Raw genomic sequence first — 21,894 nt, 5'->3', positions numbered from 1 at the left:
GGCCACGACTGCCAGGCAAGACCGGCGCCGGAACGCGAGGCGGAGTAAATGAGTACGCACAGCAGGCTGACGCACATCGACGAGGCGGGCGCGGCCCGGATGGTCGACGTCTCCGAGAAGAACGTCACCACCCGTACCGCCCGAGCGAGCGGACGCGTGCTCGTCGCGCCGCGCGTGATCGAACTGCTGCGTGGCGAGGGTGTGCCCAAGGGTGACGCCCTCGCCACCGCGCGCATCGCGGGCATCATGGGTGCCAAGCGCACCCCCGACCTGATCCCGCTCTGCCACCCACTGGCCGTCTCCGGCGTCAAGCTGGACCTGACCGTCGCCGACGACGCGGTCGAGATCGCCGCCACGGTCAAGACCACGGACCGTACGGGCGTCGAGATGGAAGCGATGACGGCGGTCACCGTCGCTGCGCTCACGATTGTCGACATGGTGAAGGCCGTCGACAAGGGCGCGATCATCACCGACGTACGCGTCGAGGAGAAGACCGGCGGCAAGTCCGGCGACTGGAACCGCTCATGACCATCTCGCAGTCGGCCACCGGGACCAGGCCCGAAGAGGCCACTCAGCGGCCCGGTACCCACCAGGTCACCGACCTCGCCCCCGACGCGCCGGCCGACACCGACGTCCCCGTGTCCGAGGCGCACGCGCACCCCGACGCCGTGCCGGGACCGGTGTCCGAGCCCGGCTACCTGCCGCAGGTGCCGGGTTCGCCCGCGCACGCGGGGCCCGACGTCCGCCCGTACCGCGCGCTCGTCGTCACCGCCTCCAACCGCGCCTCCGCCGGCGTGTACGCCGACAAGGGCGGGCCACTGGTCGCCGAGGGCCTGACCCGGATGGGCTTCACTGTCGACGGCCCGCAGGTGGTGCCCGACGGTGACCCCGTCGAGGCGGCCCTGCGGGACGGGGTGGAGGTCGCGTACGACGTCATCGTCACCACCGGCGGTACCGGGATCTCGCCCACCGACCGCACCCCCGACGCCACCCGGTACGTCATCGACTACGAGATCCCCGGCATCCCCGAGGCGATCCGCGCGGAGGGCCGCCCGCACGTACCCACCGCTTCCCTCTCCCGGGGGCTGGCCGGAGTCGCGGGCGGCACCACGCTGATCATCAATCTCCCCGGCTCCACCGGCGGTGTCCGCGACGGTCTCGCCGTCCTCGACCGGATCCTGCTGCACGCCGTCGACCAGCTCCGGGGCGGCGACCACCCACGCCCCACCGGACCCACCGGGAGCTTCAGCTGAACGGCTCCGCCTGGCCCGTGGAACTGGTCGACGGCGACATCACCCTCCGCCCGATAAAGCTGCGTGACCAACGGGCCTGGCGCGAGGTCAACCGGCGCAACCGCGACTGGCTCCGCCCGTGGGAGGCGACCGTCCCGCCGCCCACTCCGTTCGGTCCCGTCGCGCATCGGCCGACGTACCGTCAAATGGTCCGCCACCTGCGGTCGGAGGCGAACGCAGGGCGGATGCTGCCGTTCGTCATCGAGTACCAAGGTCGACTTGTCGGCCAGCTGACGGTCGCCGGCATCACCTGGGGGTCGATGTGCTCCGGGCACGTCGGCTACTGGGTCGACCGGGACGTGGCCGGGCGCGGGGTGATGCCGACGGCGGTGGCGCTCGCCGTCGACCACTGTTTCCGCAGCGTCGGACTGCACCGCATAGAGGTGTGCATTCGGCCGGAGAACGGCCCCAGCCGCCGCGTCGTCGAAAAGCTCGGCTTCCGCGAAGAGGGCATGCGGCCGCGCTATCTGCACATCGACGGAGCCTGGCGCGACCACCTCGTCTTCGCTCTGACCTCGGAAGAGGTGCCCGAGGGCGTCCTCGGCAGGTGGCGACGGCGCTCGACGTCCCAGAAATGAAATAAGTGTTCGAATTTGATCGCGGCTGCAATCCCGGACGTCAAAAAAGTTCGGAATATCAGACAGATACGTCCGACACACCGGGCCAATTGGCAGATGGCCCCCTCCAGGCCCCTCTACGGTGTGGGGTGTGAGCAGCAGCGGCCTGATCTACGCAGTCATTGTCGGGGCCTGGGCCGCCTACTTGGTGCCGATGTGGCTCCGCAGGCAGGACGAACTCAACGAGGCCCGTCCGACGGAACGCTTCAGCACCGCCATCCGACTGCTGTCCGGACGGGCGGCCATGGAGCGCCGGTACGCCAAGGAACTCCAGCAGCGCGACTCCGAGCACGCGGACGGTACGGACGGCACCGAGCCCAGTGACTCCGACACCAGCAGTGCGGACCCGGCGACCGATTCGGTCGACGTCCGCGCCTTCGCCGAACCCGGATCCCGGGGTGAACGCTCGGCCGCCAGGGAGCAGCCGCGCCAGCAGGTGAAGGCGCAGGTCCGCGACCAGCAGGTCCGTGGCCACCAGGCCCGTGAACAGGTCGCGCGCGAGCAGGTTGCGCGGGAGCACGTCGTACGGGAGCAGGCTGTACGGGAGGCCGTACGCGACCAGCACCGCGAGCCGGTGGGTGAGCAACTCGCGCATGACCAGCAGGCTCCCCGCGACCAGCAGCCTGCCCGCGACCAGCAACCCCCGCGTGACCAGTCCCGTCGTGCCCGGCCCGCCACCCCCGCACCCCAGTCCCCGGCCTCCGCCGAGCGCGCCCGCCGTACCAAGGTGCTGGCCCGTCGTCGTCGTACCACCGTGATGCTCTTCGCCGCCTTCACCCTGGGCGCGATCGTCGCCGGGGTCGGCGGCCTGCACTACCTGTGGGCGCCGGGCATCCCGGCCGTCCTGCTGAGCGCGTACATCGTGCATCTGCGTGGACAGGAGAAGCGCCGGTTCGCCTTCACCATGGACCGTCAGCGGGCCGAACTCGCCGCCCAGCGGCTGCGCGAGCAGCGCACCCAGCAGGTTCGCCGCCCCACCCCGCAGCAGCAGTCGGCCGCGCCCGACCAGCACTACCGCGCCGAATCCGACGAGCGGCCCGAGCCCGAACCCGCCCCCGCGCTCTCGCCGCAGGAGGCCGGCCGGCGCGCCCTGGTCGAGCAGACCGACCACGCCGAGTGGGTCGACCAGCAGCGGGAGCGAGAACGCGGCGGTGTCCGCGGCGACAGCTGGGAGCCGGTCCCGGTCCCGCTGCCCACCTACGTCACCGCCCCGGTCGCCCCCCGGGCCACCGGCGACCTCGACCTCGGCGCTCCCGGCACCTGGAGCTCCGCCCGCTCCAGCACCGCCGACCCGATGGCCTCCGCCGCGGACGCCCCGGGTTCGTCCTCCTCCTCGCCCTCGGGCTCCGCGGCCCGGCAGCGACCGCAGGCCGGCCGCCGCTCCCGCGACCGCGGTCGCACCCCGCTCTTCGATCAGTACGACGAGGGCGAACGGCCCCGAGCCGCCAACGAGTGATCCGCCGCAGGTGGGGGGCCTCGGAACGGATTTCCAAGCACCCCCGAAGAGGTGCTAGAGTTTCACTCGTTGCAAGGGCCTGTGGCGCAGTCTGGTAGCGCACCTCGTTCGCATCGAGGGGGTCTGGGGTTCAAATCCCCACAGGTCCACAACAACAAGAAAGATCCCGTCCGATCGGAAGATCGGGCGGGATCTTTCGTATGTGCAGCGGCATTTGGGCAGAAGCGCGTGAGTAGTGGTGCGTGAGAAGTAGTCGTACGTGAGCAGTGGGGGACGAGGGGCCGGCCGGGAGGCCGGCCCCTCGTGTGTGTGGTGGGTCAGATGAGGGGCTTGGTGAAGCAGCGGCTTTCTTCGGTGGTGCGGTAGAGGCCGAATCTTTCGGAGTGGAGGGTCGGGGCGTAGCCCTCGGAGGCGTAGAGGGCGATGGCCTCGGGCTGTTCGGTGCCGGTTTCGAGGACCATGCGGGTGCGGCCGACGGTGCGGGCGTCGGCTTCGAGCAGGGCGAGTATGCGGCGGGCGAGGCCCAGGCCGCGGGCGGCGGGGGTGACGTACATCCGCTTGAGTTCGGCGTCGCCGTCGGCGTAGTTCTCCTCGCTCGCCCGCTGGGTGCGCCAGCCACCGGTGGCGACGGGGAAGCCCTCGTCGTCGTACGCGATCAGGAAGAGGCCGAGGGGCGGGGCGAACATCGCCGGGTCGAGCGGGGTGAGGTCCTGCTCGCCGTAACGCTCGGTGTATTCGATCTGCACCTGGTCGTTGAGCTTGACGGCGTCGGGGTGGTCGTAGGCGACGGGGCGGATTTCCATGGGTACGAGCGTACGGAGGGTGGCTGGTGCGGAGGTAGGTAGGGTTTTTGGATGCTGACTGTGACGAGCGTGAACGTGAATGGGCTGCGAGCCGCCGCCAAGAAGGGCTTCGTGCCGTGGCTGGCGGGGACCGATGCGGACGTGGTCTGCCTTCAGGAGGTACGGGCGGAGGCCGACCAGTTGCCGGACGAGGTGCGGGCTCCGGAAGGGTGGCACGTGGTGCTCGCGCCGGCGGCCGCCAAGGGGCGGGCCGGGGTGGCGCTGTACATGCGGCAGGAGCCGGAGCGGGTGCAGATCGGGTTCGGGAGCGCGGAGTTCGACGGGAGCGGGCGGTATGTGGAGGCTGACCTGCCGGGGGTGACGGTGGCGAGTCTCTATCTGCCGTCGGGGGAGGTCGGGACCGAGCGACAGGACGAGAAATATCGCTTTATGGATGAATTCATGCTCTATCTCGTCGGGCTGAAGGCGCGGGCGGCCGCGGACGGGCGCGAGGTGGTGGTGTGCGGTGACTGGAACATCGCGCACCAGGAGGCCGACCTCAAGAACTGGAAGGCGAACCGGAAGGCGTCCGGGTTCCTGCCCGAGGAGCGGGAGTGGCTGACCAGGGTCTTCGAGGAATGTGGATATGTCGATGTGATGCGTCAGCTGCACCCGGGGGTGGAGGGGCCGTACTCGTGGTGGTCGTACCGGGGGCGGGCGTTCGACAACGACAGCGGATGGCGGATCGACTATCAGGTGGCGACCGGCGGTCTGGCCGGGCGTGCGGTGAAGGGATGGGTGGAGCGGGCGGCCAGCCACGGGGAGCGGTGGAGCGATCATGCGCCGGTGACGGTGGCGTACGGGCACTGAGGGGTGAGGGGCATGAGGTGCGTGAGGGGCCGGAGGTGCGAGGCCTGAGAGGGCGGGTCAGAAGGCGGGGCGGGCGGTGACCACTGAGCCCCGCTGCCAGATGGCCGCGCCTGCGGCGGTGGTGCCGCGCCAGGACTCCGTGCTGCCCGCGGTGGCCCGGTAGCGGGCGTTGCCGGTGGTGCGGTCCAGGGCGATGACGGTGGCGGCGTCGTCCACGGGCACGTACACCCCGCCGGCCGCGAGGAGTGGGGTGGCGGAGTCCAGCGGATCGACGCTGTCGTGCGACCAGACGTCCTTGCCGTCGGCCAGGTCGAAGGCACGTATCTCAGAGTTGTCGACGAGGTAGCAGCGGCCGTCGGCGGCGGCGGGCGGGCCGAACGGGGACGGCACGAAGGGGCCGGCGCCACCGTTGGCCTCGGCGGTCCACTTCTGGGTGCCCGTGAGGAGGTCTCCGGCCCACAGGAGCTTCCCGGAGAGCAGGGCCAGGGTGCCCGCGATGCAGGGCTGCTGGGGTTCCTCGGTGCTGGTCCGGTGTTGCCAGACGGGGCGGCCGTCGGTGGTGTCGAAGGCGTGTACGCGGCCGTCCTTGGCGGCGACCAGGAGACGGGTGCCGCCCGCCGTGGCCAGGGCGGTGCCCGCGGGGGCCGTGTACTGCCAGCGGTGGGTGCCGTTCTCGGCGGAGATGGCGACGATGCGTTGTGTACGGGTCAGGGCGTAGACCGTGTCCTGGTCGGCGGCCAGGATGCAGGTGAGGCCGGAGGGGGTGTTTCTGGCGTCCTGCTCCTGCCAGTGGGGCTTGCCGGTTTCCGGGTCGAGACGGACCAGGCGGGACGAGGAGTCGAGGACGTAGGGGTGGGGCGCGGGCACGGGGGCGCCGCCCGCGCCGTAGCGGTACGTCCAGCGCTGGGCGCCGGTCAGGGGGTCCAGGGCGGCGACGGTACGTCCCGTGCGGGCGATCAGGACCAGGTTGCCCGTGGTGGTCGGGCCGAACTCGGCCTTCGGGTCGGCGTGTTCGTCCTGCCAGGCGGCGGGCGGGACGGTGTCCTGGGCGCCCGTCCAGAGGGGGAGGGTGGCGGGGGCGTCGTCGGGGAGCAGACGGACGGTGGCGGTTCCGGCGGCGGCCAGCAGGGCGGCGGAGCCGAGGCCGATGAGGAGTCCGCGGCGGGTCAGGGGATGGCGGGCGCGGGTGTCGCCGGGGCGCAGACCGGTGACCTCGACGGTGCGGGTCTCCAGGGCGGCGATGTCCTGGGCGACGCCGGCCGGGAGCCAGAGCCTGGGCTTGAGCTCGGGGAGTTGCTCGCTGAGTTGGCGGGCAGTGGGGCGGGCGGCCGGGTCCTTGGCGAGACAGGAGGCGAGGAGCGGGCGCAGGGGGTGCGGGACGCGGGAGAGGTCCGGTTCCTCGTGGGCGATGGCGAACGCGGCGATGGAGAAGTCGCTGCCGAACGCGTGATGGCCGCCGGCGGCGTACGCGAGGAGCGATCCGAGGACGAATACGTCGTTGGGAGGGCCTATTTCGCCGCCGAGGACCTGCTCGGGGGACATGTAGCCGGGGGAGCCGGGGTTCTGGCCGGTGACGGTGAGGGCCGTGCGTTCGCTGGTGCGGGCGATGCCGAAGTCGACCACGCGGGGGCCGTCGGAGGCGAGGAGGACGTTGGAGGGTTTCAGGTCGCGGTGGACGACGCCGGCCTCGTGGAGGGTGGCCAGCGCGCGGGCGAGGGCGGCGGCGAGGGCGCGGACGGCGGGCTCGGGGAGGGGGCCGCGGGAGTCCACGGCGGTGGAGAGGGTGGGGCCTGGGACGAACTCGCCGGCGAACCAGGGGGGTTGGGTGGTGAGGTCGTGGGCCAGGACTTTGGCGACGTACGGGCTGCGTGCGGCGGTGGCGGCTTCGATTTCGCGGCGGAAGCGGGAGAGGAGGTGGGGGTCGCGGGCCAGCTCGGGGCGGAGGGTTTTTACGGCGGCGAGGTGAGGGGGGCGGAGGCTGGTGGGGGTGTGGGTGCGGCCCAGGTAGACGGTGCCCATGCCGCCGGCGCCCAGGACTCCTAGGAGTTGGTAGGGGCCGAGGTGGGTGGGGTCTTGGGGGGTGAGGGGGGTGGTGAGGTTCATGGGGGCCGCCGGGGGTGGGGTGGGGGCTGTGGGGGTGTTACGCGGGTGGTGTGGGACGGGGTGGGGGTGGGCCGGGGTGGGCGGCCCCGCTGGCCCAAGGGGCTGCCCAAGGGGCTGACGGGGTGAGTGGGGTTATGGGCGGTCCAGGGGGAGGGCTGTGGTGGATTTGGGGGTGTGGAGGTAAAGGGTGGTGGAGTCGCTGGTGAGGTGGCGTTGGGTGCCGGACTGGGAGGTGGGGACGGTGTGGGTCCAGGTCACCTTGTGGGTGCGGGTGTCGATGGCGAGGAGGGCGGCCGAGTCCTTGCCGGTGAGGTAGACGCGCTCGCCGCGGATCACGGGGCGGCCGCCCAGGTAGTCGACGTCGGTCAGCATGTCGCAGGTCCAGGACGGGGTGCCGGACTCGGCGTCGTAGGTGAAGAGGCGGGTGAGGGTCTTGCCGGGGCCCACCGACTTGAGGGAGGGGGCCAGCACGTACACGGTGCCGTTGGCCACCTCCGGGTTGCCGAAGGTGCCCCATCTGCCGGGGCCGGGCGTCTTCAGCCGCCACACCACCCTGCCACGTGCGGTGTCCACCGCGACCAGCCCGCTCCGGCCGCTGAGGTAGAGGCGTTGGTCGTCGGCGGCGGACGGTGTTGGGGAGTACTCCTCGGGCGCGTTCCCGGTGTCGACGCGTTGCAGCAGCCTGCCCGTGTCCGGTGCGTAGAGATCCACCGAGGGGCCGCGTACGAGAGCCAGCCGCCCGCCGGTGAGGTGGGCCGGCGGGGTCGGGTCGGAGAGCGGGTCCGCGCCCTTGTAGGGGGCGACGGTCGACCGTATGCGCCACAACTCCCGCCCGTTGGCGGTGTCGTACGCGGCAATCGTCCTGAGGTCCTTGTCTCCGAGGTACAGGACGTGGTCGGTGCAGGTCAGCAGGTGTACGGGGTCCAGTGGCGGCTTGCCGAGCGGGCCGAGGACCGTCGGGGAACCGTCCTTCGGGTCCAGTGCCGAAAGCGGGGCGGGTGCGGGAGCGGAGGCGGGGTCGGCGGCGAACTCGTACCTGTGCTTGGTCGCGAGCAGCCGTTCGCCCCCGGCGCCCCTCTGTCCGGTGCCGCCCACGCGGGCCAGCAGGCTGAACGACTCGCGCTGCCAGGCGCTTTCGCCGGTCTTCGCGTCCAGTGCGGTGATCCGGAAGCTGATCGGGTCCAGATAGGCCAGCACTCCGCCCGCCGCCACCGGCACACCACGGAAGAGGTTGTCGACGCCGTGCGCCCGGTTCCACAGGGCGGTGGGCGGGGTGCCCGGCGGGCGTTTCGTCGGGCCTGCCGGGGCGGGCGGGGCCTTCGGGTCGTCCTCGCGGGCGTACACGTACCAGCCCGTCCCCAGCACTCCCGCGCCCAGCACCGCCCCGCCCAGCGCGAACAGCCGACGTCGCGACGGGCCCGGCGCCGAGGAGTCGACGACGGTCACCGGGGCCGACGGTGGCGGTGCGGGCAGCCGGGCCGTACGTACAGTCCAGACCTCGGACGTGCGGCGGCCGATCTCCGCCAGTACCGGATCGGGGAGTACGTCGCCGAAGGCGGCCGTCGGCCCGGCGCGCAAGGCGGCCGCGAGGTCGGCCGGGCGGGGTCGTTCGGCGGGGTCCTTGGACAGGCAGGACAGCAGGGTGGCGTGCAGACCTGGGGAGAGGGAGGTGGCGAACCGGGGTTCCCCGTAACGGATTTGATAGAGGATCTCGGCGGCGGAGCCGGTGCCGAACGGTGGCCAGCCCGTCGCCGCGCACACCAGTACCGACCCCAGTGCGAAGACGTCGCCGGGGCCGTCGTGCTCGCCGCCGCCCGCCTGCTCGGGGGACATGAACTGCGGGGTGCCGACGGCCTGTCCGGTGCTGGTCAGGCGGTTCGCGCCGAGGGCGCGGGCGATGCCGAAGTCGATGATGCGGGTGCCGGAGGCGGTGAGGAGGATGTTGGAGGGTTTGAGGTCGCGGTGGACGATGCCGACGCGGTGGATTACTTCGAGGGACTCGGCGAGGAGGGCGCCCGCCGCCCTTACCGTCTCCTCGGGCAGGGGGGCCTGGAGGAGTTGGAGAGCGTCGTCCAGGGACGGGCCGAGCAGGTACTCGGTGGCCAGCCAGGGGCGGGCGCAAGCCGGGTCGCAGTCGACGACCTGTGCGCCGTGGGCGGCGCCGATGGAACGGGCGGCCTCCGCCTCCAGCCGGAACCGGGTACGGAACTGCGGTTCGCGGGCCAGTTCCTCGTGCACGGTCTTCAGGGCGACCGTCCGTCCGCCCCGGGTGCGGGCGAGATAGACCGTGCCCATGCCGCCGCTGCCGAGCCGGCCGACCAGGGTGTGGCCGCCGATCTCCTCGGGATCGTCATGGGTCAACGGGGCGATCACAGACATCTGTTGGCCTTCGTCCGTCGGTGGACTCGCGTTCGGCGGGTGGGTTGTGGGTGTGAGGTGGTGACCATCAGTCGAGGGCGAGTGCGTAGATGTTGCGGCCGCGGAAGGCGATGACCGTACGGCCGGCGAGACGGGCGCCGTACACGGGGAACCTGCGTCCGGTGTCGCCCTTCACCGACTCGCCGATGTCCGTGAACTTCCAGCGCAGGGTGCCTTCCCGGGCGTCGAAGGCGGTGAGCTGGCCGGCGCCGAGCGACACGACCGTGCGGCCCGAGTCGCTGACGCTGACCGCGTTGATGCCGTTGCTGGGCTCCTCGGTCGGGTGGGACCAGCGCAGGGTGCCGGTCGCGGTGTCGAGGGCGAGGACGGTGGTGGAGTTGCTGCCGATGTAGAGCGTGGAGCCGTGCACCTTGCCCGCGCCGAAGCCGAACGGTTCGATGAGGTTGCCCCGGGGGGTGGCGGGGGCGCGCCACAGGCGTTTGCCGGTGGTGAGGTCGAGGGCGTCCAGGTTCTCGTTGACCGCGGCGTACAGGGGACCGGTCGGGGCGATCGTGAGGCCGGCGTTCTCGCGTACGCCCGCGAACTCCTTTGCCCAGAGCTTCTTTCCGGTCCTGCGGTCCAGGAAGAACAGGTGTTGCAGGCCCTTGCGCTTCTTGCGCACCGCTTGATCGACGGAGTAGGGCACCTCCTTGAGGATGATCCCCTCGGGACGGACCGCCACCGGCGCCAGGGTCACGGGCGCCGCGCGCTCGGTGACCAGGGAGCGCCAGAGTTCCTTGCGCGCCACCATGTCGTACGCGACGACGTACTGTCCCGCCTTCTGCTGGAGGGCGGAGCTGACCGAGATGCTGAGCCAGACGACGGGCCCCTCGGAGACGAGCGTGTCCTGCACGCTGACGAAGGTGTCGCCCAGGGCGGTGTCCAGGGGGATGCGGCGCTTGACGATGCCGTCCCGGGCGCCGAACCAGATGAGGACGCCCTTGTCCTCGTCGATCACGAAACAGTGTTCGGTGTCGGCGGCGCGGGCGGCCGAGGGGACGTTCAGCGTCTTCTGGGTCCACAGGACCCGACCGGTACGGATGTCGATACCGGTGGCGGGCTGGTCCCGGCCGGTGAGGACGAGGACCTGGTTGCGCCAGACGCAGGTCTGCATGGAGTCCGACATTCCGGTGTCGGCGGGGTCGGCGGCGAGGGAGTAGCGGTAGTGCCAGAGGGGGTCGGGGCTGGTGCCGGGCAGCTTCGGCCTGGGTGCGGGGGCGGGGGTCATGCCGCGGGAGTCGCCGGAGGTGAGGGCGTAGACGGAGCCGCCGCCGACGGCGAGACCTGCTGCGGCGCCGATGAGGCCGGTGAGGAGGGAGCGGCGGGTGGGGCTCAAGGTGGTGGGGGTGGGTGATGTGGGTGGGGCGGGTGGTGTGGTGGGGGTGGATGGGCCGTGATCCAGGGTGGTGGGGGGAGGGGACGCGGGGGAGCCGGCGGGGTGGTGGGGGCCGGAGTCCGGGGTGGTGGCGGGGTGGGGTGTGAGTGCGGGCGCGGCATTGGGGTGCGAGGTGGGGGCCGAGGTGGGTGGTGCGGCCGGAGGGGCGGATTCCAGGGCTTGTACCGCTGACGCCCGGTCGGCCAAGGGAGACGACTCCAGCGCCAGTACCGCCGAGGCCTGTGCGGTCACCGCGGACAGTATTCGGCCGGGCAGCCAGCCGTTCGCGGCCAGTTTCGCCGGGCCCTCGGGGGCGAGCCGGTCCGCGATCTCCGTCGGGTTCGGGCGGTCCTGAGGGTTGCGGGCCAGGCAGTGGACGAGCAGGTCGCGGAGCTCCTCGGGGGCCGGACGCAGATCGGGCGCGGCGTCCCCGAGGCGGCCGGTGCCGGAGCCCGGGAAGGGGGATGTGCCTGTGGCCGCGTACGCCAGCAGGTGGCCGAGCACGAAGACGTCGGACGCGGGGACCGGGCGTGCGCCGGACGCCTGTTCCGGGGTCAGATAGCCGAGCTGTACGGAGAGCCGGCCCTGGGGGCCGGGGCGGGCGGAGGCCGCCGCGCCCAGTGCGCCGAACGCGGTGAGCCGGGGCCCGTCCGCCGCCAGCAGCACCGTGTCGGCAGCCAGCCCCTGATGCACCGCGCCCGTGGCGTGCACCCGGGCCAGCGTCTCGGCGAGGGCCGCGCCCAGCACCCGTACCGCACGTACCGGCAGCGGACCCGCGAGCGCGACGGCCTCGCCGAGAGTGAGGGCGGGTACGTACCCGCGCGCGGTCCACAGGTCCTCGCCGGTGGTGCGGGAGTCGAGGAGGGTCTGCACCCAACCGCCCGCCAGCTGCCCGCCGGTGTGCGCCTCGGCGGCGAACTGTCGTTGGAACGCGGTCAATTTCGACAGCTCGGGCCGGCCGCGGGTGATGACCGCCGTACTCCCGTCGGGCGCGTGGGCGAGGTACTGGAGGGAGCTTGCCGTCTCACGGAAGCGGACCAGCGTCCGGTACGGGCCTATGTGTATCGGATCGTCCCGGTGCAGTGCTTCCATGTCGTACTCCCCCAACTGTCACTGTCGCCCCAGTCGTTGTTACGGACCGCTTCAGGCACAGGAGTTCGATCTTAGGGGAGGGGGTGTCCGGCGTCGGTGGGGCCCGGGGGTGCGGTCGGTGGTGCTGCCGGGGGCGCTGTCGGGTGGTGGCCCGGGTCTGCTGTGCGGTGGGACAGGGGCAGGTGGCGGTCGAGTGCCATTGACAGTTCGGCCTCGACGACGCTCTTGGCGAGCGGGCGCAGTTGCTGCGGGTCGGCGTCGTGCGCGGTGAGCAGGCGGATGAACATCTGCGCCAGTACGTCCGCGTGTTCACGCACCTGGAGGCCGACGGCCATTACCTCGGAGAGCGGCACACCCTCGCGGACCAGGGCGGCGGAGACGTCGAGCAGCCGGCGGCTGATGTGCACGATCTCGTCGCCGTCGATCGCGAGATAGCCGAGCGCCATGGCGGAGGCGAGGTTCTCGGGAGTGACCTCGCCCTCGAAGTAGTCGGCGAGCTGCTCGGGGGTGAGGCGGACCGGAATCTCCTCGGTGGGCTCGCCCGGGGTGCCGAGTGCCAGGAGGGCGCCGACGTCGCGGCCGCTGTCGAAGGTGGAGGCGAGGTCGGCGATGCCGGTGAGGGTGTGGCCGCGCTCCAGCAGGGCGGTGATGGTGCGGAGCCGGGCCAGGTGGTGGTCGTTGTACCAGGCGATGCGGCCCTCGCGGCGGGGCGGCTGGATGAGCTTGCGCTCGCGGTAGAAGCGCAGGGTGCGGACGGGGATGCCGGCCGCATCGGCGAGCTCCTCCATGCGGTACTCGCGGAGGGTGGGGGTGACGGGTTGGTGCTGGCTGTTTTGCGGGTGCGGGTGCGGGTGCGGGATCGGGCTGCCGGGGGGTCGGCGGGCCGCGCTCGATGCGTCGCTGTCCGCGCCCCGTTCGCCGCTGTCCGCGTTCTGTTTGCCCAGTTCTGCGGGCCGGTCTTCCTCGTCCACGCCGGGCAGCCTATGTCGTACCACCGGTAACTTGTCGCGTCGTACCCCTACCGATCAGTACGCGACTGGCTTACGCTCCGAACCGTGCCAGTGATTGCTGGCAGAGTCGTGAGTTGAGCAAGTGAGTGCGGGAGGCGTCGGGCATGGCCGAGTTCGAGCACGAGCATGTACGAGTGGCGGTGATCGGGTCCGGATTCGGTGGCCTGGGGGCCGCCGTCCGGCTGCGCCGCGAGGGGATCACCGATTTCGTCGTCCTGGAGCGGGGCGACTCGGTCGGGGGGACCTGGCGCGACAACAGTTACCCGGGATGCGCGTGCGACGTACCGTCACACCTCTATTCCTTCTCCTTCGCGCCCAACCCCGAGTGGCCGCGCACCTTTTCGGGTCAGGAGCACATCAGGGCGTACCTGGAGCGCGTCACCGACACCTTCGGGCTGCGGCCGCACATCCGCCTCGATCACGAGGTGACGATGATGACGTGGGACGCCGACAAGCTGTGGTGGAAGGTGGAGACGGCGAACGGGAAGACGCTGGTCGCCGATGTGGTGGTCTCCGCGACCGGGCCGCTCTCCGACCCGAAGGTCCCCGACATCCCGGGCCTGGACACCTTCCCCGGCAAGGTCTTCCACTCGGCCCGCTGGGACCACGACTACGACCTCAGGGGCAAGCGGGTCGCGATGATCGGAACCGGTGCGTCCGCGATCCAGATCGTGCCGTCGATCCAGCCCGACGTCGACAAATTGACACTTTTCCAGCGCACGCCGGCCTGGGTGATGCCGCGGATGGACCGGGAGATCAGTGGCGCCGAGCGGTGGCTGCACCGCAAGGTGCCGGTGACGGGGACGGCCAGGCGGGGGCTGCTGTGGGGCATCCGTGAGTTGCAGGTCTCCGCGTTCACCAAGCGTCCCGGCGAGCTCGGGTTCGTCGAGAACATCGCCAAGGCGAACATGGCGAAGTCCATCAAGGACCCGGCGCTGCGGGCCAAGCTGACTCCCTCGTACCGCATCGGCTGCAAGCGCATCCTGCTGTCGAGCGCCTACTATCCGGCGCTCGCCAAGGACAACGTGAACGTCGTCGCGTCCGGTCTGAGCGAAGTGCGCGGGTCGACGCTGGTGGCTTCCGACGGTACGGAGGCGGAGGTCGACGCGATCATCTTCGGCACCGGTTTCCATGTGACCGACATGCCGATCGCCGACCGGGTGGTGGGCGCGGAGGGAATCACGCTCGCCGAGACGTGGAAGGGCGGGATGGAGTCGCTGCGTGGCGCCAGCGCCGTGGGCTTCCCGAACTGGATGACGATCATCGGCCCGAACACCGGGCTCGGTAACTCGTCGATGATCCTGATGATCGAGGCGCAGCTCAACTATCTGGCCGACTACATGCGGCAGTTGAACGTGCTGGGCGGACGGGTCGCGCTGTCCGCGCGCCCGTCGGCGGTGGGTGCGTGGAACCGGCGCGTCCAGGAGCGGATGAAGCGCACGGTGTGGAACACCGGTGGGTGCGACAGCTGGTATCTGGATGCGAACGGCCGCAATACGACGGTGTGGCCTGGGACCACTTCGGAGTTCCGGAGGGCGACGCGGGAGGTCAACCTGGCGGAGTACGAGGTGGTGCGGGGGCCGGGGGCGGGTTCGTCTTCGTCGTCGGCGGCTTCGGCGACTTCGGGGGCGTCGGGTTCGGTCGCCGAGGCCGAGGGGGCGGTGGCGTGACTGCGCGGGGAGTGGGGCTCGACGTGCGGGAGTTGACGGTCGACTCCGCGGACGGTGCGCGGTTGCATGTCGAGGTGTACGGAGACGCGAGTGCACCGGCGGTGGTGCTCGCGCACGGGTGGACGTGTTCCATCCGGTTCTGGGACGCGCAGATCCGTGAACTGGCGGGTGAGTACCGGGTCATCGCGTACGACCAGCGGGGTCACGGACGTACGCCCGCGTCGGTCACCTGCTCGACGGACGCGCTGGCCGACGACCTCGAAGCGGTGCTCGCGGCAACCCTCGGCCCCGGTGAGAAGGCGCTGCTGGTGGGCCACTCGATGGGCGGCATGACGATCATGGCGGCCTCGGGCCGCCCTGCGGTCGCCGAGCGTGCGGCGGCGGTGCTGCTGTGCAGCACGGGGGCGTCGCGGCTGGTGGCCGAGGCGCTGGTGCTGCCGATGCGGGCGGGTGGGCTGCGGACCCGGCTGACGAAGGCGGTGCTCGGGGCGCGGGCGCCGCTGGGGCCGGTGACTCCGGTCTCGAAGGCGGTGCTGAAGTACGCCACGATGGGGCGCGGGGCGGCGCCGGAGCGGGTCGCCGAGTGTGCGCGGATCGTGCACGCGTGCCCGAGGGGGGCGCGGGTGGCGTGGTCGCACGTGCTGGCCGGGCTCGAATTGTCGACAGAGATCGGTGAGTTGCGGATGCCGGTGGCGGTCATCGCGGGTGCCGACGACCGGCTGACGCCGCCGGTGCACGCGCGGGAGATCGAGGCCGCGCTGCCGCAGTCGCTGGGGCTGACGCTGCTCACCGGGGTGGGGCACATGTCGCCGGTGGAGGCGCCGGAGGTGGTGACCGGCAAGATCCGGGAGTTGATGAGTGGATATGTCGTCAAAGCTGGCGACATGCAGGCAGGGGACGTGCGGCCCGTGGGCGCGCAGGCTGCCGACGTACAAGCTGCGGACATGGAGGAGGAAGTCGCGTGAGCTACAGCCTTGAGGGTCAGGTCGCCGTCGTCACGGGGGCGGCGCGGGGTGTCGGTGAGCTGCTGGCGCGCAAGCTGTCGGCGCGCGGCGCGAATGTCGCCCTGGTCGGTCTCGAACCCGAGCAGCTGAAGGACGTGACGGGCCGGCTGCACACCGAGTGCGACTGGTGGTACGCGGATGTCACCGACCACGAGGCGATGGCACGGGTCGCCCAGGAGGTGAAGGAGCGGTTCGGAAAGGTCGACATTGTGGTCGCCAACGCCGGTGTGGCGTCGGGCGGGCCGTTCGTCGACTCCGACCCGGAGGCGTGGCGGCGGGTCATCGAGGTCAACCTGGTGGGTGGCGCGGTGACCGCGCGGGCGTTCCTGCCCGTACTGATGGAGAGCCGGGGCTACTTCCTGCAGATCGCGTCGCTGGCGGCGATCACCCCGGCCCCGATGATGAGTGCGTACTGCGCGTCGAAGTCGGGCGTCGAGGCGTTCGCGCACTGTCTGCGGGCCGAGGTCGGGTACAAGGGCGTGAAGGTCGGCGTCGGTTACCTGTCGTGGACGGACACCGACATGGTGCGCGGGGCCGACCAGGACGACGTGATGCGGGAGTTGCGGCAGCGGCTGCCGTGGCCTTCGAACCGGACGTACCCGCTGGGCCCGGCCGTCGACCGGATCGTCGCGGGCATCGAGCGGCGGTCGGCACATGTGTACGCGCAGTGGTGGCTGCGGGGCATGCAGTCGGTGCGCGGGTACCTGCCGGCGGTCATCGGTACGGTCGGGCAGCGTGAAATGCGCCGGTTCGAGCCTCGGTTGAACGGGGTCGGCAAGGGGCTGGTCGGGGCAGGTGGGGCGGCGGACGAGTCGACCCGGCATGCGGCGGGCCCGAGCTAGGGGTCGTACGAGGAGGCAGGCGTCCTGACGGACGAGAGGGGGCGGGGGTGACGTACCCCCGCCCCCTCCTCCGGTTCTCGGCACTTCAGCTTCTCGGCGGCAGCTTCGGTCGGCGCTTGTCCGGGACCGACGAGTAGCCGGGCGGGGTGGCCGCCGGCTGGTTCGCCAGCAGGTCGAGGGCGACCTTGACCGCGTCGTCGAGCTGCGCGTAGCGGCCCTCCGCCCAGTCCAGCGGGGTGCGCAGGGCCTCGACGTCCGGAGTGACGCCGTGGTTCTCGACCGACCAGCCGTACTCGTCGAACCAGGCCGCGTTCATCGGGACGGTGATGACCGTGCCGTCGCCCAGCGGGTGGCGGCCGGTCATGCCGACCACGCCGCCCCAGGTGCGCTGGCCCACGACCGGGCCGAGCGAGAGCAGCCGGAAGGCGGCAGCGATCATGTCGCCGTCGGAGGAGGTGGCCTCGTCGGCGAGGGCGACCACCGGGCCGCGTGGGGCGTTCGAGGCGTACGAGATGGGCTGGGCGTCACGAGTGAGGTCCCAGCCGAGGATGCGGCGGGTGAGCTTCTCGATGACGAGTTCGCTGATGTTGCCGCCCGCGTTGCCGCGTACGTCGACGATCAGAGCGGGGCGGGAGACCTCCAGGCGAAGGTCGCGGTTGAACTGGGCCCAGCCCGAGCCACCCATGTCCGGGATGTGGAGGTAGCCGCATTTGCCGCCGCTCAAGTCCCGTACGACCTCGCGGCGTTTGGCCACCCAGTCCTGGTAACGCAAAGGGCGTTCGTCGACCAGGGGGACGACGGCGACGCGGCGCGGGCGGGCCTCGGCGCCTTCGGGGACCTCGGGGAGGAAGGTCAGCTCGACCGTCGTACCCCCTGCTGCGGACAGCAGGGGGAAGGGCCCGGACAGGGGGTCGACCGGGCGGCCGTCGATGTGGGTGAGGGTCGCGCCGACGCGGATGCCGGTGCCGGCCAGCGGTGAGCGGGCCTTGGAGTCGGAGGAGTCGCCGGGGAGGATCCGGGAGAGGACCCAGTTGCCGTCCTTGGCGTAGAAGTTGGCACCGAGCAGGCCGATGGCGCGCTGGTAGTGGGGCGGGCCCTCGTTGCGGCGGGCGGCGGCGACGTACGCGTGCGACGTACCCAGTTCGCCGAGGACTTCGCGCAGCAGGTCGGCGAACTCGTCGGGTGACGCGACGCGTTCGACCAGGGGGCGGTACTGATCGAGGACGGCGTCCCAGTCGATGCCGCCCATGTTCGGTTCCCAGAAGTACGCGCGGATGATGCGGCCGGCCTCGGCGTACGCCTGCCGCCACTCGGCGCCCGGGTCGACGTCGTGCAGGATGCGGCGCAGGTCGAGGTGGACGGTGGTGTCGTTGTCGGCGCGCTCCGTCGCGGGTACGGCGCGCAGGTCACCGTCCTCGACGATGACCAGGCGGCTGCCGTCGCCGCTGATCGAGAACCACTCCAGGTCGTCGGCGAGTTCGGTCCTGCGGGCCTTGGCCAGGTCGAAGTGTTCGAGGGTGGGACGGCCGGAGGTGTCGGCGGGGTTGGCGAAGGTCTCGCCGAGCGCGCCGGAGATCGGCCAGCGCAGCCAGACCAGGCCGCCGCTGCTCACGGCGGCGAGTGAGGAGTACTTGGAGGCGGCGACGGGGAAGGGGGTCACCCGGTTGGACAGGCCCTCGACCTCGACGGTGACCGTGCCGTCGCCCTCGGCCGCGTCGTCGGGGTCGAGACCGCCGGCGGCGGGACGTCCGTCGGGGGAGAGGGCGAAGGGGGAGGGGGTCGCCGACGACAGGGGTACGAGGTACGGGCGGCAGCCGAGCGGGAAGGAGAGGTCGCCGGTGTGCACGTCGTACACCGGGTCGAAACCGCGCCAGGACAGGAACGCGAGGTAGCGGCCGTCGCTGGTGAAGACAGGATTCTCGTCCTCGAAACGGCCGTTGGTGACGTCGACGATCAGGTGGTGGCTGCGGTTGGTGCTGCTCTTGGTGTCTTCGGTGCCTTCGGTGCCTTCGGTGCCTTCGGTGCTGTGGGTGGTTTTGTTGCCTGTGCTGTCGCTGATGCGCGCCATCTTGATCTGGCGCAGGGAGCGGCCGATGCCGGGGTGTGACCAGGTCAGCCAGGCGCCGTCGGGGGAGAACGCGAGGTCGCGGACCGGGCCGTTGATCGATCGGATCAGTTCGGTCAGGCTCTCCTCGCCCTCGGTGACCTTGAGGAGGAGCAGGCGGCCGTCGTGTGCGGCGAGGGCGATGCGGCCGCCGTCCGGGTCGGCGGTCATCTCGTGTACGCGGCCGAGCTGGCCGGAGGCGAGGCGGCGGGGTGCGCGGGCGCCGGCGGCTCGGGGCAGGTAGGCGATCTCGACGGCGTCGTCGCCCTCGGTGTCGGTCACGAACGCGACCTGGCCGGTGGTGCCCAGCATCTCGGGCAGCCGTACGCGGACCCCCGGGGTGTCGGCGATGGTGCGGGCGGGGCCGTCGCGGTGGGTCAGCCAGTAGAGGCTGCCGCGTACCGACACCGCGCTCGCCCGGCCTGTGGGATCCACGGCGAGGCCGCCGACGTGCCCGGCGGCCGGGATCTGGTAGCCCCGCCGACCGGTGCGGGGGCCGCCGAGACGTACGTCCAGCTTGCGGGGCTTGGCGTCCGGCGACAGGTCGTCGACCAGCCACAGGTCACCGGCGCACTGGTAGATCACCCGCGAACCGTCGGAGGAGGCATGGCGGGCGTAGAACGCGTCATGGTCGCTATGTCGACGTAGGTCACCCCCGTCGGTGCGGCAGGAGTAGAGGTTGCCGACACCTTCGTGATCGGAGAGGAAGGCGATCCGGTCACCGACGAACATCGGGGAGTCGAGATGACCGTTCAGGTCGGGGAGCAGCCGGTCGCCGTGCAGCCACAGGCGGCCGGTCGCGCCGCCCCGGTAGCGCTTCCAGGCGGCGGGCTCGTGGGGCGGTTTTCCGGTGAGGAGGAGGGTGCGGCGTTCGCCGTCGCAGCCGGGCAGCGAGTCGGAGACGGCGATCCCGGAGACCGGGCCCCAGGGGAGCTTGCCGCCGGGGCTGCCGTCGGTGGGCAGTGAGTACGCCCAGGAGAAGTAGGAGAACGGCTGGTTGTGGGACGAGACGGCGAGGATGTGGCCGTCAGGGGTCCAGCCGCAGACGCGGGCGTCGACCGAACCCCAGTGGGAGAGCCGTCGGGAGGGCCCGCCCTCGACCGGAACGACATGGACCTCCGGGTCGAGGCTGCGCCAGGTCGTGTACGCGAGCTGGGTGCCGTCCGGGGAGAAGCGGGGGTGACCGACGCGGGTGCGGTCGATGGTGAGCCGCCAGGCACGGCCCGGGGTCTCGCCGGGGCCCGTGAGGGGGGCCACCCAGACATCGTCCTCGGCGACGAAGGCGAGCGTGTCGCCGTGCAGGTGCGGGAAACGGAGGTAGCCGGCGACGTCGTTCGTGGGCACTCGCATGCCTCAATGCTTTCCGCGCAGCGGGGCACCGGCAACTTGTGGAGGGTGACGTTTTTCTGCGGCGGGAGGTGAGTGCTTGTGCGGCGGCCGGTGGGTGAGCTTCCTGTACGCCGTACAAGGGCGGCGCGGGATTCTCCTGTACGGCGTACGAGAGTGACCACTCTCCTGTGCGGCGCACAGGAGGTGCAGGTTGCTTCCTGTACGGCGTACGGGAGGCGGCGTTGGTGACCTACGCGTAGGTGCGCAGTAGGAAGCGGACCACCGGGGCGCTGTCGAGCTGGACGAGTGCGACCCCGCGCGGGGCGTGCAGCTCCAGCACCGCCTGGACCCGGCCGCACGGCCAGATCCGTACGTCACCCTGCTCGGCGGGGGTGCGCAGGCCCGCTTCGAGGAGGGCCCGGGGGAAGGTCCACTCGGTGCGGCCCTTGCCCTGTTCCGCGCCCGGCCGCAGTGGCAGTACGACGCTGACCGCGCGCGGATCGCTCGCCGGGTCGTGGCGCAGGGCCACCGGGATGAGCGGACTGACGGGCGCGTCGGTGATCAGGCGGCCGCGGAGAAGCGCTTCGAAGGCTGGTTTCCCGGAGTCCGTCACGGTGGGTTCCTTGGCAGTGCGGGACATCTGCCCGCCTCCTTCACGTGGTCGTCCTACACACCAGAAGCTCTTGTTGATCCTATTTGATACTAAATTTCCCATATTTTGCTTCGGGCCAAGGGTGGGTATTTGTCACAGGGGAACTTTTGCAAGTGCTTTGCAATAAGTCCCTATCATCGAACGGTTGCCCATTTCCCAGTGGGAAGACCCGGGGGAGAACCGCCATGCATGTGCCCGACGGAATCATCAACGCACCCGTCTCCGTAGCCGCCGGGGTGGTGGCAGCCGCTGCCGTCGGCGTCAGCCTGCGCGGCGCCCGGCGCGAACTGGCGGACGAACGGGCGGCCCCACTGGCCGGGCTGGTCGCGGCCTTCGTCTTCGCCGTGCAGATGCTCAACTTTCCCGTCGCGGCCGGCACCAGCGGTCACCTCCTCGGTGGTGCGCTCGCGGCGATCCTGGTCGGCCCGTACACGGGTGTGCTCTGCATATCCGTCGTCCTGCTCATGCAGGGCATCCTGTTCGCCGACGGCGGTCTGACCGCGCTCGGTGTGAACATCACGGTCATGGGCGTGGTCACCGTCCTTGTCTCGTACGGCGTATATCGCGGGCTGCTGAAGGTGCTGCCGCGCGGCCGCCGCCGGTCGGTGACCGTCGCGTCCTTCGCCGCCGCACTCGTCTCGGTGCCGGCCGCCGCGGGATTCTTCACGCTGATTTACGCGGTCGGCGGCACCACCGACGTGCCCCTCGGCAAGGTGCTAACGGCGATGGTCGGCGTCCATGTGCTGATCGGTATCGGCGAGGCCGCGATCACCGCCCTCACGGTGTCCTCCGTACTCGCCGTACGGCCCGACTTGGTATACGGCGTACAGGAGTCGGTGTCGGCACCGCTGAAGTTGCGGGTCGGTGGCGAGCTGGTCGACGCACCGGTCGCCTCGCCGGCGGCCACGGACTCCGCGGCCGTCCCGGTCGCCGCGCGTTCCGCCCGCAAGTTCTGGGGAGTCGGTCTGCTGACCGCCCTTGTCCTCGCCGGGGTCGTCTCCTTCTACGCCTCCGCCAACCCGGACGGCCTGGAGAAGGTCGCCGCCGACCAGGGAATCGACAAGAACGTTCGCGACCACGCGACCGCCGACTCCCCGCTCGCCGACTACGGCGTCAAGGACATCGACAACCCCTTCGTGTCCGGCGGCCTCGCGGGCGTCATCGGCGTGGGCGTGACCGTGGTGGTCGGCAGCGGCGCCTTCTGGGTCGTCCGCCGGCGACGTACATCCGCAGCTGTCGAGAAGTCGACTTCTGGCTCCGGCAAGGTCACCGCCTGAC

At 71.3% G+C, this 21,894-nt stretch carries 16 protein-coding genes and 1 tRNA gene; 10 read left to right on the top strand and 7 right to left on the bottom strand.

Going from position 1 to position 21,894, the window contains the following annotated elements:
• The first annotated feature begins 48 nt into the window (after positions 1–48).
• The 5 genes from moaC (at position 49) to ACIA73_RS32540 (ending at position 3,514) form a co-directional block, all read left to right on the top strand.
• Positions 49–528, top strand: coding sequence for a cyclic pyranopterin monophosphate synthase MoaC (moaC, locus tag ACIA73_RS32560; protein ID WP_399442474.1), 480 nt, complete (start codon positions 49–51; stop codon positions 526–528).
• Positions 529–698: 170 nt separating this feature from the next.
• Entirely contained in the window at positions 699–1,253 is a 555-nt protein-coding gene (locus ACIA73_RS32555; RefSeq protein WP_399442512.1) for a molybdenum cofactor biosynthesis protein B, read from the top strand.
• A 17-nt stretch (positions 1,254–1,270) separates the two neighbouring features.
• On the top strand, positions 1,271–1,870 hold the full coding sequence (locus ACIA73_RS32550) for a GNAT family N-acetyltransferase (RefSeq protein WP_399442473.1): 600 nt from the start codon (positions 1,271–1,273) through the stop codon (positions 1,868–1,870).
• A gap of 130 nt (positions 1,871–2,000) precedes the next feature.
• Positions 2,001–3,365 (top strand): gephyrin-like molybdotransferase receptor GlpR, encoded by a 1,365-nt coding sequence (gene glpR / locus ACIA73_RS32545; protein WP_399442472.1) that lies wholly within the window; start codon positions 2,001–2,003, stop codon positions 3,363–3,365.
• Between the two features lie 75 nt (positions 3,366–3,440).
• Positions 3,441–3,514 (top strand) — tRNA-Ala (locus ACIA73_RS32540).
• Positions 3,515–3,682: 168 nt separating this feature from the next.
• Here the strand turns inward: ACIA73_RS32540 and ACIA73_RS32535 are convergent.
• Positions 3,683–4,168, bottom strand: coding sequence for a GNAT family N-acetyltransferase (locus tag ACIA73_RS32535; RefSeq protein WP_399442471.1), 486 nt, complete (start codon positions 4,166–4,168; stop codon positions 3,683–3,685).
• 51 nt (positions 4,169–4,219) lie between these two features.
• Between ACIA73_RS32535 and ACIA73_RS32530 the strand changes: the two genes are divergently transcribed.
• Positions 4,220–5,017, top strand: coding sequence for an exodeoxyribonuclease III (locus ACIA73_RS32530; RefSeq protein ID WP_399442470.1), 798 nt, complete (start codon positions 4,220–4,222; stop codon positions 5,015–5,017).
• A gap of 57 nt (positions 5,018–5,074) precedes the next feature.
• On the opposite strand, the gene ACIA73_RS32525 is transcribed toward ACIA73_RS32530, so the two are convergent.
• The 4 genes from ACIA73_RS32525 to ACIA73_RS32510 form a co-directional block, all read right to left on the bottom strand.
• On the bottom strand, positions 5,075–7,120 hold the full coding sequence (locus ACIA73_RS32525; protein WP_399442468.1) for a serine/threonine-protein kinase: 2,046 nt from the start codon (positions 7,118–7,120) through the stop codon (positions 5,075–5,077).
• Between the two features lie 132 nt (positions 7,121–7,252).
• Entirely contained in the window at positions 7,253–9,499 is a 2,247-nt protein-coding gene (locus ACIA73_RS32520) for a PQQ-binding-like beta-propeller repeat protein (protein WP_399442467.1), read from the bottom strand.
• A gap of 67 nt (positions 9,500–9,566) precedes the next feature.
• Complete coding sequence (locus ACIA73_RS32515) at positions 9,567–12,005, bottom strand: PQQ-binding-like beta-propeller repeat protein (RefSeq protein WP_399442466.1); 2,439 nt, start codon at positions 12,003–12,005, stop codon at positions 9,567–9,569.
• Positions 12,006–12,076: 71 nt separating this feature from the next.
• Positions 12,077–12,793 carry a MerR family transcriptional regulator gene (locus ACIA73_RS32510; RefSeq protein ID WP_399442511.1) on the bottom strand — a complete coding sequence of 239 codons (717 nt, stop codon included), beginning with the start codon at positions 12,791–12,793 and terminating at the stop codon, positions 12,077–12,079.
• 326 nt (positions 12,794–13,119) lie between these two features.
• Between ACIA73_RS32510 and ACIA73_RS32505 the strand changes: the two genes are divergently transcribed.
• From ACIA73_RS32505 to ACIA73_RS32495, 3 genes are read left to right on the top strand one after another with little or no spacing between them, the layout of a single operon-like run.
• Positions 13,120–14,685: a flavin-containing monooxygenase gene (locus tag ACIA73_RS32505; RefSeq protein ID WP_399442465.1), complete on the top strand. Its 1,566-nt coding sequence runs from the start codon at positions 13,120–13,122 to the stop codon at positions 14,683–14,685.
• Entirely contained in the window at positions 14,682–15,650 is a 969-nt protein-coding gene (locus ACIA73_RS32500; RefSeq protein ID WP_399442464.1) for an alpha/beta fold hydrolase, read from the top strand. Before ACIA73_RS32505 ends, ACIA73_RS32500 begins: the two co-directional genes overlap by 4 nt.
• Positions 15,647–16,531 (top strand): SDR family oxidoreductase, encoded by an 885-nt coding sequence (locus ACIA73_RS32495; protein ID WP_399442463.1) that lies wholly within the window; start codon positions 15,647–15,649, stop codon positions 16,529–16,531. The genes ACIA73_RS32500 and ACIA73_RS32495 overlap by 4 nt, the downstream gene beginning before the upstream one ends.
• An 85-nt stretch (positions 16,532–16,616) precedes the next feature.
• Here ACIA73_RS32495 and ACIA73_RS32490 read toward each other — a convergent pair whose 3' ends face one another.
• On the bottom strand, positions 16,617–19,985 hold the full coding sequence (locus tag ACIA73_RS32490) for a S41 family peptidase (RefSeq protein ID WP_399442462.1): 3,369 nt from the start codon (positions 19,983–19,985) through the stop codon (positions 16,617–16,619).
• A 229-nt stretch (positions 19,986–20,214) separates the two neighbouring features.
• Positions 20,215–20,604 carry an SsgA family sporulation/cell division regulator gene (locus ACIA73_RS32485; RefSeq protein ID WP_399442461.1) on the bottom strand — a complete coding sequence of 130 codons (390 nt, stop codon included), beginning with the start codon at positions 20,602–20,604 and terminating at the stop codon, positions 20,215–20,217.
• A 197-nt stretch (positions 20,605–20,801) separates the two neighbouring features.
• On the opposite strand from ACIA73_RS32485, the gene ACIA73_RS32480 reads away from it, so the two are divergent.
• Complete coding sequence (locus ACIA73_RS32480) at positions 20,802–21,893, top strand: energy-coupling factor ABC transporter permease (protein ID WP_399442460.1); 1,092 nt, start codon at positions 20,802–20,804, stop codon at positions 21,891–21,893.
• Position 21,894 lies beyond the last annotated feature (1 nt).

The organism is Streptomyces sp. NPDC051561 (assembly GCF_044454195.1).
Taxonomy (GTDB): Bacteria; Actinomycetota; Actinomycetes; order Streptomycetales; family Streptomycetaceae; genus Streptomyces.
The sequence above is the reverse complement of the archived record's forward strand: the minus strand, read 5'-3'. Positions and strand labels throughout refer to the sequence as shown.

What these genes read in the sequence shown, in the direction of transcription:
- moaC (WP_399442474.1), top strand. Translation starts at nt 49, where the DNA reads ATGAGTACGCACAGCAGGCTGACGCACATCGACGAGGCGGGCGCGGCC.
- ACIA73_RS32535 (WP_399442471.1), bottom strand. Translation starts at nt 4,168, where the DNA reads ATGGAAATCCGCCCCGTCGCCTACGACCACCCCGACGCCGTCAAGCTC.
- ACIA73_RS32530 (WP_399442470.1), top strand. Translation starts at nt 4,220, where the DNA reads ATGCTGACTGTGACGAGCGTGAACGTGAATGGGCTGCGAGCCGCCGCC.
- ACIA73_RS32525 (WP_399442468.1), bottom strand. Translation starts at nt 7,120, where the DNA reads ATGAACCTCACCACCCCCCTCACCCCCCAAGACCCCACCCACCTCGGC.
- ACIA73_RS32520 (WP_399442467.1), bottom strand. Translation starts at nt 9,499, where the DNA reads ATGTCTGTGATCGCCCCGTTGACCCATGACGATCCCGAGGAGATCGGC.
- ACIA73_RS32515 (WP_399442466.1), bottom strand. Translation starts at nt 12,005, where the DNA reads ATGGAAGCACTGCACCGGGACGATCCGATACACATAGGCCCGTACCGG.
- ACIA73_RS32510 (WP_399442511.1), bottom strand. Translation starts at nt 12,793, where the DNA reads ATGGAGGAGCTCGCCGATGCGGCCGGCATCCCCGTCCGCACCCTGCGC.
- ACIA73_RS32505 (WP_399442465.1), top strand. Translation starts at nt 13,120, where the DNA reads ATGGCCGAGTTCGAGCACGAGCATGTACGAGTGGCGGTGATCGGGTCC.
- ACIA73_RS32490 (WP_399442462.1), bottom strand. Translation starts at nt 19,985, where the DNA reads ATGCGAGTGCCCACGAACGACGTCGCCGGCTACCTCCGTTTCCCGCAC.
- ACIA73_RS32485 (WP_399442461.1), bottom strand. Translation starts at nt 20,604, where the DNA reads ATGTCCCGCACTGCCAAGGAACCCACCGTGACGGACTCCGGGAAACCA.
- ACIA73_RS32480 (WP_399442460.1), top strand. Translation starts at nt 20,802, where the DNA reads ATGCATGTGCCCGACGGAATCATCAACGCACCCGTCTCCGTAGCCGCC.